Here is a 14,105-nt window from a genome sequence, read left to right as displayed (position 1 = left end):
GGGCAGCCTGGATGGGTTGTCAGGCCCGGACCAGCTCGGCAGCGCCGTCGAGCAGGTGTAGTTCGGCGTCGCAGGCGGCGGCGGCTTCGAGGTCGTGGGTGGCCAGCACGACGCAGGCGCCCCGGTCTGCCTCGGCGCGCAGCAGGTCGAGCACCCGGGCGCGGTTGGCCGCGTCCAGCTCGCTGGTGACCTCGTCGGCCAGCAGCACCGCACCGGACAGGGCCAGGCCGCGGGCGATCGCCGTACGCTGCTGCTGGCCGCCGGACAGCTCCTCGACCAGCTGCCCCGCCTGCGCGGACAGGCCGACGTGCTCCAGCGACTCGGCCGTGGCCCGGCGCGCGTCCTCCGGGGTGAACCCGTTGGCCACCAGCACGACCTGCACGTTCTCACCCGCGGTGAGGATGGTGGCCAGTCCGTTGTCCTGCGGGATCAGCACCACCCGGCGACCGACCGCGTCGTCGCGGTCCCTCAGCGGTCTGCCGTCGACCGCGACCGCGCCGCTGACCGGGCGCAGCACACCCGCCATGGCCCGCAGCAGGGTCGTCTTACCCGCGCCGGACGGGCCGGTCACCGCGAGCATGCGGCCCGCCATGGCCGTCACGGACACGTCACGCAGCACCGGCGCTCCGGCGGTGTACTCCACCGTTACGCGGTCCACTACCAGCGACGACGACATCGCCGCGCTCCCCTCGCCGAATCGGGTCGTGCGCACCCCCGCATCTCCGGAAACCGCTCTCTACCCGAGAGCCGCCCATGGAGATCGTCAAGAGTCCGGTAGTAGTCACGCGCAGCACGGAGATCCGGTTGTCACCGCCCCTTACCGATTCCACATCCCGAGAGAAACTTTCACACCAACCCACCCCACCGCCCCCACCGCCACGTCGCGCCGCGCCTCCGCCCCGCCCGCCCGCCACGCCCCCTCTGCCGCAACTCTTAAAGAGTCGCGGCCTGGGGACAGTCAAGAAGGCGCGACTCTTTAAGAGTTGCGGCCCGGGGGTGGGCGCGGGGCGCGCGGGGTGCGCGGGGCGCGGCGGGTGGGGTTAGAGGTTCAGGGCGGCTCGGGCGTACGGGAGGGCGGCGGGGCCGTCCCAGCGGAGCGCGGACAGTCCGGCGGCGCGGGCGCCGCGGATGTTGCGGTCGGTGTCGTCGAGGAACAGGCAGCGGTCGGCGGGGGTCTCCAGGGCCAGGCAGGCCGCCTTGAAGAACTCCTTCGACGGCTTGTGCAAGCCCAGTTCCGCCGAGGAGACGATCGCGTCGAACTCGTCGGTCAGGCCGAGCAGGGCCAGGTCGTCGTACAGGTCGTCGGTGGCGTTGGTGGCCAGGCCGACCCTGCGCCCGGCGGCGCGCACCTCGCGTACGAAGCCGAGCACGGCCTCGTCGACGTAGCCGGGGTAGGCGTCCCACTCGGTCAGCGCCGCCGCGGACGCGCCGGTGTGCGCCGCGATCTCGTCCAGCCACTGCTGCCGGGTCCAGTGACCGGTGATCGCGGGCAGCTGGCGGGCCCATTCCAGCCCCGACTCCAGCAGCTTCGCGGGCGCGACGCCATGGCGGGACTCGAAGTCGCCGTACGCCGCGGGGTCGAAGTGGCGGAGCACACCGTCGAAGTCGATCAGCAGTGCCTCGGCGGGCCGGCGCCTCATTCGGACTCGCCCTTCAGCCGCTGGCTGATCACTTCGGTGACACCGTTGCGCATGGTCACGCCGTACAGGGCGTCGGCGACCTCCATGGTGCGCTTCTGGTGCGTGATGATGATCAGCTGACTGCGCGAGCGCAGCTCCCGGAACAGGGTGATCAGGCGGCCGAGGTTGACGTCGTCGAGCGCCGCCTCCACCTCGTCCATGATGTAGAAGGGACTGGGGCGGGCGCGGAAGATCGCGCACAGCATCGCCACGGCGGTCAGCGAGCGCTCGCCACCCGACAGCAGCGACAGCCGCTTGATCTTCTTGCCGGGCGGGCGGGCCTCGACCTCGACGCCGGTGGTGAGCATGTTGTCCGGGTCGGTCAGCACGAGGCGGCCCTCGCCGCCCGGGAACAGGATCGGGAAGACGACCTGGAACTCGCGCGCGGTGTCCTCGAACGCCGTCGCGAACACCTCCAGGATGCGGTCGTCGACGTCCTTGACCACGGTGAGCAGGTCCTTGCGGGTGGCCTTGAGGTCTTCGAGCTGGTCGGAGAGGAACTTGTAGCGCTCCTCCAGCGCCGCGAACTCCTCCAGCGCCAGCGGGTTGACCTTGCCGAGCAGGGCGAGGTCGCGTTCGGCCTTGGCGGCGCGCTTCTCCTGGATCGCCCGGTCGTACGGCTCCGGCTCGGCCAGGTCGGCGGACCCCAGCATGATCACCGGCACCGGCACGTCGGGACCGTACTCGCCGAGCAGGGTCTCCACGTCCATCGAGAACTCCTCGGCGGCGCGGGTTTCCAGCTGCTCGATGCGCATGCGCTGCTCGGCGCGGGCGACCTCGTCGCGGTGGACCTCGGAGGTCAGCCGGTTCAGGTCGTCGCCGAGCCGCTTGGCCCCGTTGCGCACCTGGGCCAGCTCGGCCTCCCGCGCCGTACGCGCCTGCGCGATGGTGTCCCGGCGTTCCGCGGCCTCCTCCAGCGCCACGTTCAGCCTGTTCAGCACGTCACGGGTGCCGGATTCGACGGCCTTGGCCACGGCGGCGCCCCGCTCGCGGGCGGCCCGGCGGGCGGCGGCGCGCTCCCGGGCGGCCCGCTCGGCGGCGGCCTGGCGCAGCAGCGAGTCGGCCCGGCCCGCGATCTGCGAGACCCGCTCCTCGGCGGTGCGTACGGCCAGCCGGACCTCGACCTCGTTCTGGCGGGCCTGCGGCACCAGCGCGGCGAGCTGGTCGCGCTCGGCGGTGGACGGGTCCTCGTCGACCGGCACCGCCTCGGCGGCCATCAGCCGCTCCTCGAGTTCGGTCAGGTGCGCGAGGTCCTGCTCGCGGGCGGCGACGGCCTTGTCCCGGGACGCGGCCAGGCGCTGCGCCTCGGCCTGCGCGGAGCGGGCCCCGGCGCTGACCTCGGCCAGCCGCCGGGCGGCGGCGTTGCGCTCGCCCTCGGCGGCGCGCTTGGCGGCGGCGGCCTCGTCGACCTCGCGCTTGCGGCCGGTCGCGACCTCGCGTGTCTCGGCGATCTCCTCGCGCAGTACGGCGATGGACTCCTCGGCCGCGGCCCGCTTGGCGCGGGCCTCGTCGACGGCCGCCTGGACCTCGATGTAGCTGGGGGCCTTGGCCGAGCCGCCCGCGCCGGAGAACGCGCCGACCAGGTCGCCCTCGGCGGTCACCGCGCGCAGCGACGGATGGGCGGCGACCAGGGCGGAAGCGGCCCGCAGGTCGGCGACGAGGACCACGTCGCGCAGGGCGCTGGTGATCGCGGGGCGGATGGTGTCCGCGCAGCGCACCACGTCGAGCACCCAGCGCGCGCCGCTCGGCAGCGCCACGTCGGGCCGCGACTGCGGGGTGGGCGTGCCGATCAGCAGCGCGGCACGGCCCGCATCCTGGATCTTGAGCAGCCGCATCGCCTCGGCCGCCTCGTCGACACCGGACACCGCGACCGCGTCGGCGAGCGCGCCCAGCGCCGCGGCCAGCGCCGCCTCGCAGCCGGGCTCGACGGCCAGCAGCGACGCGACGCTGCCCAGCAGGCCGGGCACCTCGCCGCCGCGGGCCAGCAGCGCGCCCGCACCGTCCTTGCGGTTGAGGCCGAGCGCGAGCGCCTCCTCGCGGGCCTTCCAGCCGGTGGCCTCCTTCTCGGCGGCGCGTTCGGCGTCGGAGGCGCGCTTGACGGCGGCGTTGGCCTCCTCGTACGCGGCGACCGCGACGGCGTGGGCCGTGTCGAGGTCGGCGTTGTCGCGGTCGGCGTCGGAGGTCTGCTCGGCGACGGCGTCGACCTGCTCCTGGGCGGCCTCGGCGCGCATCGCGGCGTCGCCGTACGCCGTGGACAGGCGCTCGATCTCCTCCGACGCGGTCGCGGTACGCGTGCGCGCGGCGTTGACCTGGCCGGACAGCTTGGCCATGCCCTCGCGCCGGTCCGCGATGGCCTTGACGGCGGCGACCAGGGCACGTTCGGCTCCGGCGAGCTGGCGCTCCAGCTCCTGGCGGCGCTCGACGGCCTCGGCCAGGCGCACCTGGTCGTCGGTCAGCGCCTCGCGCAGCGCCTCCTCCTGCTCGCGTACAGCCTCCGCCTCGGCCTCCAGCCGGTCGGGGTCGCGACCGGACCGCTCCTCCTCGGCCGGTGCGGCCAGGTGGCGGTGGCGCTCGGCGGCGAGCTGGGCGGTGGAGCGGAAGCGCTCCTGCAGCGCGGAGAGCTGATACCAGACGTCCTGGGCCTGGGTCAGCGCGGGCGCGTCGGCGGCGTGCGCCGACTCCAGCGCCGACAGCCGCAACTGGACCTGCTCGTACTCCTCCTCGACCAGTTCGCGCTTCGTGCGCAGGGCCGCCTCGTCGGCGACCTCCCGGTCCAGGGTGGTGCGCAGCGTGTACAGGTCGTCGGCGAGCAGCCGCAGCCGGGCGTCGCGCAGGTCGGCCTGGATGGTGGCGGCGCGGCGGGCCACCTCGGCCTGCCGGCCCAGCGGCTTGAGCTGGCGGCGCAGCTCGTCGGTGAGGTCGGTGACGCGGTTCAGGTTGGCCTGCATCGCGTCCAGCTTGCGCAGCGCCTTCTCTTTGCGCTTGCGGTGCTTGAGGACGCCCGCGGCCTCCTCGATGAACGCGCGGCGGTCCTCGGGCCGGGCGTGCAGCACGCTGTCCAGCCGGCCCTGACCGACGATGACGTGCATCTCGCGGCCGATGCCGGAGTCGGACAGCAGTTCCTGGATGTCCATCAGGCGGCAGGCGTCGCCGTTGATCTCGTACTCGCTCTCGCCGGAGCGGAACATCCGGCGGGTGATCGAGACCTCGGTGTAGTCGATCGGCAGCGCGCCGTCGGCGTTGTCGATGGTGAGGGTGACCTCGGCGCGGCCCAGCGGCTGGCGGCCGGACGTCCCCGCGAAGATCACGTCTTCCATCTTGCCGCCGCGCAGGGCCTTGGCGCCCTGCTCGCCGAGCACCCAGGAGATCGCGTCCACCACGTTGGACTTGCCGGAGCCGTTGGGGCCCACCACACAGGTGATGCCCGGCTCCAGCCGCAGCGTGGTCGCGGAGGCGAAGGACTTGAAGCCCTTCACCGTCAGGCTCTTGAGGTGCACGGCGCTCCGAAATGATCATCAGCGATCCCGCCGGTCGGCGGGTGGCACATGCTATCGGGTCAAAGCAGCAGGGTACCCGGCGAGGAGATCGGCCTTCTGACGTGCCGCCGTCGGTGCGGGTGCCACGTGCCCCGCGCCGCCCACCGGTCAAACGGGTGGCGGCGCGAAAACGGGCCGGGACAAAAGGAAGCGCGCCGCCACAGGAGTGGAGGCGCGCATAAGGAATGGTGCGCTGTGGCCGATCCGCATACATGATGTGGATGGCCACGGCCCCGCTGACGCGGGGATCGCTCAGGTGAGAGCCGGCTCGGCAATACGGAAGAACTCGTCGGCCTCGGCAGCAGCAGCCGCCAGCCGATCGTTCTCCGCACGCAACCGGGTTACCTCGAACTCCAGTGCCCGCACCGTGGCACGCAACCGGGTGACCTCGTCGAGCATACGCCGATCAGGCGCAGCAGTGACGTGGCCATAGAGGGCCTTCGCCATATCGTCTCCTTGTGAAGCGCTGCCGGTTCGCCGGCCAAACGCGCGCCCAGTTATTCGCGACTCCCGGCCCGGGCCATCCGGAATGTTTCTCCGAATATGGCTGGCGAGCGCGGTCGGGCGCGACTGGCGACGTATCCATAGTCCGCCGATACGACCGTCACGTCAAGTTGCCCTGGCTCACACATCACAAAAGGTGTCTCGACAGTACAAATCGTTCGGACTTGCTAGCGTCAGGGCGTGGCACCTCGTGGCCGTTACCACGGCCGGCATCGTGCGCCCCTGCGGTGGCGGCCCGCGCTCCTCGGCGCGGGTGCGCTGGTCGCCGCCCTGCTCGGTGGCGCGATGACCTTGGACGGATCGGTCGTCGTCTCCGCCGCGCCCGGCGCTTCCGCCGCCGCGGACGTCCAGCACGTCACCGATTCGGGTGACGCCGCCGTCTCCCTTTCCGGTGACACAGCGTCATCGCGGATCACCCCACCGGCGTCGAGACCCGCGCCTGTCGCACCGGTCGCCGCCGGGCCGAGTGCACCGGCCGTGGGCCGTCCTGTCGACGCGCGGGCCAAACCGCGTACGAGTCCCGAGGCCGACCGGATCACCACGATGGAGAACCAGGTCGCCCTCCTGATCAATCGGGAGCGGGAGCGGGAGGGCTGCCGCCGGCTGCGCGCCGACCCCCGGATGGCCGTCGCGGCCCGCCGCCACAGCGCCGACATGGCGCGCCAGAACTACTTCAGCCACACCGGCCGCAACGACAGCACCTTCGTCGACCGCCTCGCCGCCACCGGATATCCCCGCCGCGAGGCAGCCGGGGAGAACATCGCGTACGGCTACTCGACCGCCCAGGCCGTCGTCGACGCGTGGATGGACAGTTCGGGGCATCGCAGCAACATCCTCAACTGCGACGCGCGGGCGACCGGCGTGGGCCTGGCCTACCGCGGGCGCACGGCGTACTGGACCCAGGAGTTCGGCCGCGAGTAGTCGCGGGACGGGGCGGTCAGCTAGCCGACAGTCACCTGCGGGTAGTCGCGAGCCGCCGACACCGGTCGTTGAACGGGTGTGACCCCCCTGCTGACACTTTCCGCACACCCCCAGCTGAACCCGGAGCTGTGGGCGACGATCGAGGCTGCCGGCGTCGGCGCCACCGTCCTGCTCAACATCGACGCCGGGCCCGGCAGCGGGCTCGACCCGACCTGGACTGCAGCGACCACCCGGCTGGTCCGCGCCGGAGCGGGCCTGCTCGGCTACGTCGACCTCGCCTTCGGCGCGCGCCCGGCCGAGCAGGTGCGGGCCGAACTCGGCCGCTGGGCCGGTTACCCGGTCCGGGGCGTGTTCTTCGACCAGGCCCCGACCAGCCCGTACTCGATCGGACCGGTCGCCGTCGCGGTGCGCGCCGCCCGCCGCATCGGCTTCGACACGCTGCTGGTGAACCCCGGCCGCCCCACCGACTCGATCTACCGGGGGCTGGGCGCGGTCCTGTGCACCTACGAGGGCCCGTGGGACCGCTACCGGCACGGCACCGAGTCCGGCGTACGCCCCGGCGACGCGCACCTGGTGCACTCGGTGCCGCTGGACCAGATCGCCGCCTGCCACGAGCTGATGCGCGGACGTGGCGCACGGTTCGGCCTGGCCACTCACGAGGCCTCGATCCACGGCGCGTCCACGGTCGTGCCGGTGCCGGTCTAGCCGTGCGCCGGGTACGCCTGCCGGTCAGCGCGATGGTCGTGCTGGGCTGCGTCGCCTGCGCCACACCGGCCCGGCCGTCGCACTGGTACGACGCCCCGCCCCCGGCCGCCATGCCCGAGCGGTTGCACTGGCAGTGGTCGCTGACCGCGCCGCCCCGGTCCACCGCTGCCGACGTGTACGTGCTCGACGGCTTCACCACCGCCGCGTCCACCGTCGAGGACCTGCACCGGGCCCGCCGCCGCGCGGTCTGCTACCTCCCGCTGGCCGAGGTCGAGCGCGACCGGCCCGACGCCGCGCGCTTCCCCGCCGAGCTGACCGACCAGGCCGGGCGGGTGCGCTGGGACTCCCCCGAGGCGGCGCTGCGCACCCGGATCACGCCGATCCTGACCGACCGGCTCCGGCTGTGCCGGGACAAGGGCTTCGACGCCGCCGCACTCGACCAACTGGCCGGTGCCCCGGCCGGCGTCGTCGACGAGCTCGTCATCCAGGCGCACCGGCTGTCGCTGCCGGTCGGCCTGCTCGATGCCGTACACCCCGACGCCGACCTGACCGTGCCCGCCTCCCCCGACCGGCCGCCGGGCTGAGGGTCAGGCCCGGCCGACCACGCGCGGGCGGGGCTGGCAGCGCGGGCAGGAGAACGACGAGCGGTTCATGAACTGCTCGCGCCGGATCGGCGAGCCGCACCGCGTACACGGCTCGCCCTCGCGCCCGTACGCGTTGAGCGAGCGTTCGAAGTAGCCCGACTCGCCGTTGACGTTGACGTACAGCGCGTCGAACGTGGTGCCGCCGACCTCGATCGCCTCGCCGAGCACGTCGCGTACGTGCCCCAGCAGGCGCGCGGCGGCCGGTTTGGTCAGCTCGTCGCTGGGTCGCTCACCGTGCAGTCTCGCCCGCCACAGCGCCTCGTCGGCGTAGATGTTGCCGACCCCCGAGATCAGCGTCTGGTCGAGCAGGGCCCGCTTGACCGCGGTGCGCCTGCGCCGCAGCGCGGCCAGGAAGTCCGCCGCGACGAAGGCGTCGTCCATCGGGTCCAGGGCGATGTGCGCGATCTCCGCGGGCAGCGTCGCGCCACCGGGCGAGACGGCCAGCCCGCCGAACGTACGCTGGTCGACGAAGCGCAGCTGGGGGCCGCCGTCGGTGAAGTCGAACCGGATGTGCAGGTGCTTCTCCTCGGCCGTCTCGGCGGGCTGCACCAGCAACTGGCCGGACATGCCGAGGTGGCCGACGACCGCGTCCCCGCTGTCCAGCGGCAGCCACAGGTACTTGCCCCGCCGCCGGGCCTCGGTGATCGTCCGCCCGGCCAGCACGTCGGCGAAGTCCTGCGCCCCGGCCGGGTGGCGGCGCACCGCGCGCGGGTGCCGCACCTCGACGGTGGCGATGGTGCGGCCGACCACCCAGCGGGCCAGCCCGCTGCGGACCGTCTCGACCTCGGGCAACTCAGGCATCGCTCCAGCCTCCCTCTAGGCCTCGCGGGCCTCCGGGTGGGAGGTGTCCACGGCCCGGTGCGACAGCACCTGCCAGGCGTCCTCCGCGGCCCGCTGCTCGGCGTCCTTCTTGGTGCGGCCGGTGACCCCGCCGAAACGCTCGCCGCCGACGACCGCCCAGGCGGTGAACATCTTGGCGTGGTCGGGGCCCTGCTCCTCGATGGCGTACTCGGGCACGCCCCAGCCGTGCGCGGAGGTCAGCTCCTGCAGGCTGGTCTTCCAGTCCAGGGACGCGCCCCGGCGCGCGGACTCCGCCATCAGCGGGTCGAACAGCGCGCGGACGACCTCGGCGGCCCGTTCCATGCCGTGCTCGAGGTAGATCGCGCCCAGCAGCGCCTCGAGCGTGTCGGCGAGGATCGACTCCTTGTCACGCCCGCCGGTGGTCTCCTCGCCCTTACCCAGCAGCAGGTGCGGGCCGATGCCGGCGTTGCCCAGCGAGCGGGCTACCCCGGCCAGGGCGCGCGAGTTCACGACGCTGGCCCGCAGCTTCGCCAGCCGACCCTCGGGCAGGTCGGGGTGCGCGTTGTACAGCGAGGCGGTGATGACGACGCCGAGCACCGAGTCGCCGAGGAACTCCAGCCGCTCGTTGGTCGGCAGACCACCGTGCTCGTACGCGTACGACCGGTGGGTCAGCGCCCGTTCCAGCAGCTCAGGTTCGAGCGTCACGCCGAAGGCCGCGGCGAGATCGGACGCGGCGGCCTGCGCGGACCGCTCTGCGGCTCGCGTGTCCTGCGACGGCTTCGAGGCCATCACTCACTCCCCTCCCGGCGGCTGAGGGGCAGCACAGGTACGGCGACGTCGCCGGCTGGCGGTGACCAGCCGGCGACGTGACGTTTCACAGCTTCCCGGACACACCGGGATCGCCTGAGACTCAGACCTCGAGAACCTGGCGGCCGTTGTAGGTGCCGCACACGCTGCACGCGGCGTGCGGCAGCTTGGCCGACTTGCACTGCGGGCAGGCCACGGTCGCGACCACGGTCGCCTTCCACTGCGCCCGGCGGTGACGGGTGTTGCTGCGCGACATCTTGCGCTTCGGGACTGCCACTGTCTTACTCCTCAGTAGTAGTCGGCGGTCGCCGACCATTATCTCGGTACGGCCGCAGCCGTCGTACCCGGGTCTCGGCCCCCACCGCGCTGAACGCGGCAGGCAGCGGCCGATCTAGGGCGCCGGCTCAGCCGGCTCGTCCGGCCCTGAAGAGCCGGTCAGCTTGCCCAACTTCGCCCAGCGAGGGTCGAGCTGCTCGTGGGTGTGACCCTCGGGCAAATCGTCCCAGCGCACCCCGCAGCCGGGGCACAGCCCTGGGCAGTCCTCTCGGCACACCGGATTGACCGGCAACGCCAGCACCACCGCGTCCCGCAGCGACGGCTCCAGGTCGATCATGTCGTCCTGGAGGCGTCCCACCTCGTACTCGTCCGTGGTCTCGTCCGTGGCGCTGTCCTCGTACGCGAACAGTTCCTGGATCGGGACGACCAGCGACTCACCGATGTCGGTGAGGCAGCGGCCGCACTCGCCCACCACGTCGCCGGAGACCGTCCCGGAGACGAGCACGCCTTCGGTCACCGACTCCAGCCGCAGGTCCAGTGTCAGATCCGCGCCCTCGGGCACCCCGATCAGCTGGAGACCCAGCTCGGCGGGGGCCGGCACCACCCGATGGAGGGTACGCATCGCTCCCGCGCCTCGCGGCAGGTCCCGAGTGTCGAGGACGAGCGGCGCGCGCGGGTCGAGGTGTTTCATCGAGTGTGCAGGCATGAGCTTTCACTGAGCAGGTAGATGGAGGCCGTTATCGCAGGCCGACGTAGAAGATTACCTGAAGCGACAGGCCGCCGTCGAACCGCCACCACTGTCGGCGCGGTAGTGCGCCCCAGGAGCCCGTCGAGCGGCCGCTCGGTGTCATCCGGAGCGAAGCGCAGGATGACACCGATGGAGGCCGCGTACCGGGATCCGCATGACTCAGAAGGGGAGGGGGCGGTCGTCGTCGCCGGGGACGAACGAGCCGATCTCGCGCAGCGCGTGCATCTTGTCCCGGCCGCGCTCGATGGAGGCCAGCGCGCGCGTGAGGAACTGCTCGAAATTGCCCAGCGCGGTGTCGACGTACTCGTCGACCTCCTCGCGCAGCCGCTGCGCCTCGGCGCGGGCGTCGCCGACGATGCGGGAGCCCTCGTGCTCGGCCGAGACCGTGATCTCGTTCACCGAGACGAGCCGGGCGTGTTCCTGCTCACCCTCGTGGATGATCCGGTCCGCCTCGCGCCGGCCGGAGTCGAGGATCTTGTCCCGCTCCTCCAGCAGCGCGGCGGAGCGCCGCAGCTCGCCGGGCAACTCTGCCCGGAGCTGGTCCAGCGCGCCGATCAGCTCACCGCGGTCGACCATGCAGTTACGCGACATCGGCACCGATCGCGCGGCTTCCACCAGCGCGATGATGTCGTCAATACGGTCGAGTGGGTCCACCGACGGTCACTCCTTGTCCAGCGTTGTTGTCCACACCATGATGCGTCCCCCGTCCACCCGCACGGGAGACCGGGGACCCCTGCGGCGCGTCGCCGCGACGGACCTGCGGTTCAGTCGGTTCCGACGTCCCGGAACTTCTCCAGCAGACGCCGTTCGACCAACTCGGGGACGAAGGAGGAGACCTCGCCTCCCCACTTGGCGATCTCCTTGACCAGGCTGGACGCCACGAACGAGTACAGCGGGTTGGTCGGCATGAACAGGGTCTCCACCCCGGACAGGCCGATGTTCATCTGCGCCATCTGCAGCTCGTAGTCGAAGTCGCTGACCGCGCGGATGCCCTTGACCACGACCTGGGCGTCGTTGTCCCGGCAGTAGTCCACCAGCAGCCCCTGGAACGACTCGACCCGTACGTTGGGCAGGTTCTTGGTGACCTCGCGCAGGATCTCGATGCGCTCGGCGATGGAGAACAAGCCCTGCTTCGTCTGGTTGACCAGAACCGCGATGATCACCTCGTCGAACAGCCGCGACGACCGATCGATGATGTCCAGATGCCCCCGGGTGACCGGGTCGAAGGACCCGGGACAGACCGCACGCCTCACTAGCTGCTCACCCTTCCGGTAAGACCGCTCCGCCACTCTGCGCAACGGCGCGACCGTACCAAAGGGCGGTCTCGCCGTAACGGCGGCAGCGTTGCCCAGTGACGCCCTGCACCCAGCCGGGTTCCGGGGACCGGCTGGAGCGCTCCACGACCAGCACCGCGTCCTCGGCCAGCCAGCCGTTGCCGGCGAGCCCGGCCAGCACCGCGGTGAGGTCGTCCTCGCCCAGCGCGTACGGCGGATCGACGAAGACGATGTCGTATGCCCCGTCGGCCGGGCCCGCCGCCAGCACCGTCGCCGCCTTGCCCGCCGCCACCCGGGCCGCGTTCCCCGCGCCGAGCACGGCGATGTTCTCCCGGATCACCCGGACGGCCTTGGCGTCGGACTCCACCAGCAGCACGTGCGACGCCCCGCGCGACAGCGCCTCCAGCCCGACCGCGCCGGAGCCCGCGAACAGGTCCAGCACCCGCGCGCCGGACAGCTCCGTCATGGCTTCCAGGGCCGAGAACAGCGCCTCGCGTACGCGATCGGACGTGGGCCGGGTGTCGCGGCCGGTCGGGGCGGTCAGCCGTCGCCCGCCGTACCGGCCGGCCACAATCCTGGTCACGATCACGACGCTACGGCATGGCCGTGCGACGGTCGCCGTCGTCCTCTTGGTGACGCTTGTTCACCTGTTCATGCGCGCAGCGCCACCGTCGGGAAGCCCTTCTCGCAAATGCGATAACGATTCGGCAACGGTTCCTTTAACTGCACTCTGAGCACTTCGTACCCCGGATGGGGCTTCACTAGGGTCAGGCGGTCGCTTCACAGCTTCACCTCTCGTCCCACACACCCCGAACTGGAGCACGTGTGAAGAGCCCCCTCCTGCACCGCTTGGCCGCCTACTCCGGCAGTGTGCTGCTCGGCCTCGCGGGCGTCGCCGTTCTGGCGAGCCCCGCCCAGGCGCACCACACCACGGTCACCGCCAAGGCGAAGTGCACGCCGAACGAGTGGATCATCACTTGGACCGTCGAGAACTGGGACACCAAGTTGAGCGCCGTGATCGACGTCGTGGACGACAAGTCGTCGCCCGACACCGCGATCACGAACATCGTCGACGGTGCCACCCTGCCCGGCAAGACCGGTAACAAGCTGGGCAAGCTCGTCGGCGAGCAGCGCGTCAGCCTGGACACCACCACCGCCGACCTCACCGTCTTCGGCAAGTGGACCAACAACGTCACCCAGACCAACGCGGGCCACATCGCCCTCGACAAGTCCGAGTGCGGCAACTACAAGGCCGACCTCACCGGTCAGGCCGCGTGTGACACCGAGACCGGCAACTGGAAGGTCTCCTGGGCCGCGATCAACAAGCACTACACCGACCCGGCCAAGGTCACGATCATCAACCAGGCCGCCAACCCGAACGACCCGAAGTTCTCGGCGATCGAGTTCGGCACCGACAACTGGCAGCCGCTGACCGACCTGGCCAGCGTGGTCGGCCTGCACGGCGACGTCAGCATCCCGGGCGGCGGCACGGTCCAGGCCACCCAGGCCGTGCCTGGCAACGCCACCGCTGCGCGCCTGAAGATCCGCCTGAACTGGACCGGCTCGGCCGACACCCAGTCGCGCGTCGTCGCGTTCGAGGGCACCTGCGTGAAGAACGCGCCGAAGCCGTCGGCCGTGTTCGCCTCGGACTGCACCGGCGTCGCCACCGTCACCCTGATGAACGCCAAGGACGCCACCAAGGCGGCCGTGTTCGAGGTCAAGGGCGCGGGCGGCTTCACCAGCGAGAAGATCACCATCCAGCCGGGCGAGGACCCGGTCAAGGTGACCGTGCCGAAGGCCGCCGCCACGAAGATCGAGGTCTTCGAGAACGGCGTCAAGATCGACGAGTACCAGGCCGAGGCCAAGGAGTGCCCGACGCCGACGCCGTCGCCGTCGGTCTCCCCCTCCGCCCCGCCGACCCTCCCCCGGACCGGCACCAACGTCACGACCTTCGTGATCTCGGGCCTGGCCCTGGTGGCCATCGGCTTCGCCGTCTTCATGCTGGCGCGCCGCCGCCGCCTGAACATGACCGAGGTCTGACCACACTGATCACCTGAAAAGGGCGGGTCCTCCGGACCCGCCCTTTTCCCATCCCCCACCACCCCCGCGCAACTCTTGAAGAGTCGCGGCCTCAAAGCCGTCATGAGCCCGCGACTCTTTAAGAGTTGCGGCAGGTGGCCAGGCCGGGGGCGAGGCGGGGCGGGGTGGGT

14 protein-coding genes and 1 pseudogene are annotated in these 14,105 nt (G+C 71.8%); 4 read left to right on the top strand and 11 right to left on the bottom strand.

The annotated features are described in order from the left end of the window. Positions 1-19: 19 nt before the first annotated feature. The 4 genes from HAV40_RS28940 to HAV40_RS28925 all read right to left on the bottom strand — a co-directional run bounded on the left by HAV40_RS28940 (position 20) and on the right by HAV40_RS28925 (position 5,662). Entirely contained in the window at positions 20-676 is a 657-nt protein-coding gene (locus HAV40_RS28940) for an ABC transporter ATP-binding protein (protein ID WP_166386990.1), read from the bottom strand. A 364-nt stretch (positions 677-1,040) separates the two neighbouring features. Continuing rightward, positions 1,041-1,640 (bottom strand): HAD-IA family hydrolase, encoded by a 600-nt coding sequence (locus tag HAV40_RS28935; protein ID WP_166386770.1) that lies wholly within the window; start codon positions 1,638-1,640, stop codon positions 1,041-1,043. After that, entirely contained in the window at positions 1,637-5,176 is a 3,540-nt protein-coding gene (smc, locus tag HAV40_RS28930; RefSeq protein ID WP_166386768.1) for a chromosome segregation protein SMC, read from the bottom strand. The genes HAV40_RS28935 and smc overlap by 4 nt, the downstream gene beginning before the upstream one ends. Before the next feature lie 291 nt (positions 5,177-5,467). Beyond that, positions 5,468-5,662 (bottom strand): hypothetical protein, encoded by a 195-nt coding sequence (locus HAV40_RS28925; RefSeq protein WP_155372087.1) that lies wholly within the window; start codon positions 5,660-5,662, stop codon positions 5,468-5,470. 237 nt (positions 5,663-5,899) lie between these two features. Between HAV40_RS28925 and HAV40_RS38690 the strand changes: the two genes are divergently transcribed. The 3 genes from HAV40_RS38690 to HAV40_RS28910 all read left to right on the top strand — a co-directional run bounded on the left by HAV40_RS38690 (position 5,900) and on the right by HAV40_RS28910 (position 7,929). Further along, positions 5,900-6,640 (top strand): CAP domain-containing protein, encoded by a 741-nt coding sequence (locus tag HAV40_RS38690; protein WP_239086917.1) that lies wholly within the window; start codon positions 5,900-5,902, stop codon positions 6,638-6,640. Positions 6,641-6,718: 78 nt separating this feature from the next. Next, complete coding sequence (locus HAV40_RS28915) at positions 6,719-7,345, top strand: spherulation-specific family 4 protein (RefSeq protein ID WP_166386766.1); 627 nt, start codon at positions 6,719-6,721, stop codon at positions 7,343-7,345. A 2-nt stretch (positions 7,346-7,347) separates the two neighbouring features. Beyond that, positions 7,348-7,929 (top strand): endo alpha-1,4 polygalactosaminidase, encoded by a 582-nt coding sequence (locus HAV40_RS28910; RefSeq protein WP_166386765.1) that lies wholly within the window; start codon positions 7,348-7,350, stop codon positions 7,927-7,929. A 3-nt stretch (positions 7,930-7,932) separates the two neighbouring features. Here the strand turns inward: HAV40_RS28910 and mutM are convergent, their stop codons facing one another. The 7 genes and pseudogenes from mutM to rsmD form a co-directional block, all read right to left on the bottom strand. Continuing rightward, complete coding sequence (gene mutM, locus HAV40_RS28905; RefSeq protein WP_166386763.1) at positions 7,933-8,790, bottom strand: bifunctional DNA-formamidopyrimidine glycosylase/DNA-(apurinic or apyrimidinic site) lyase; 858 nt, start codon at positions 8,788-8,790, stop codon at positions 7,933-7,935. A 15-nt stretch (positions 8,791-8,805) separates the two neighbouring features. Next, positions 8,806-9,579: a ribonuclease III gene (gene rnc, locus HAV40_RS28900; protein WP_166386761.1), complete on the bottom strand. Its 774-nt coding sequence runs from the start codon at positions 9,577-9,579 to the stop codon at positions 8,806-8,808. A gap of 121 nt (positions 9,580-9,700) precedes the next feature. Continuing rightward, a complete protein-coding gene (gene rpmF, locus HAV40_RS28895; RefSeq protein WP_166386759.1) occupies positions 9,701-9,874 on the bottom strand; it encodes a 50S ribosomal protein L32 in 174 nt (57 codons plus the stop codon). A gap of 114 nt (positions 9,875-9,988) precedes the next feature. Beyond that, positions 9,989-10,579, bottom strand: coding sequence for a YceD family protein (locus HAV40_RS28890; protein ID WP_166386757.1), 591 nt, complete (start codon positions 10,577-10,579; stop codon positions 9,989-9,991). A gap of 201 nt (positions 10,580-10,780) precedes the next feature. After that, positions 10,781-11,275 (bottom strand): ATP synthase subunit B family protein, encoded by a 495-nt coding sequence (locus tag HAV40_RS28885; RefSeq protein WP_155390095.1) that lies wholly within the window; start codon positions 11,273-11,275, stop codon positions 10,781-10,783. Between the two features lie 110 nt (positions 11,276-11,385). After that, the gene (gene coaD / locus HAV40_RS28880; RefSeq protein ID WP_166386755.1) at positions 11,386-11,874 is read right to left on the bottom strand and encodes a pantetheine-phosphate adenylyltransferase; all 489 of its coding nucleotides are present in this window, start codon (positions 11,872-11,874) and stop codon (positions 11,386-11,388) included. 7 nt (positions 11,875-11,881) lie between these two features. Beyond that, positions 11,882-12,490, bottom strand: a pseudogene (rsmD, locus tag HAV40_RS28875) (16S rRNA (guanine(966)-N(2))-methyltransferase RsmD); the annotation flags it as partial. 230 nt (positions 12,491-12,720) lie between these two features. On the opposite strand from rsmD, the gene HAV40_RS28870 reads away from it, so the two are divergent. After that, positions 12,721-13,935: an LPXTG cell wall anchor domain-containing protein gene (locus HAV40_RS28870; protein WP_166386751.1), complete on the top strand. Its 1,215-nt coding sequence runs from the start codon at positions 12,721-12,723 to the stop codon at positions 13,933-13,935. Positions 13,936-14,105 lie beyond the last annotated feature (170 nt).

The organism is Catellatospora methionotrophica (assembly GCF_011297335.1).
GTDB lineage: Bacteria > Actinomycetota > Actinomycetes > Mycobacteriales > Micromonosporaceae > Catellatospora > Catellatospora methionotrophica.
Note: the sequence above shows the minus strand (reverse complement) of the source record. Positions and strands in the feature narration are given on the sequence as shown.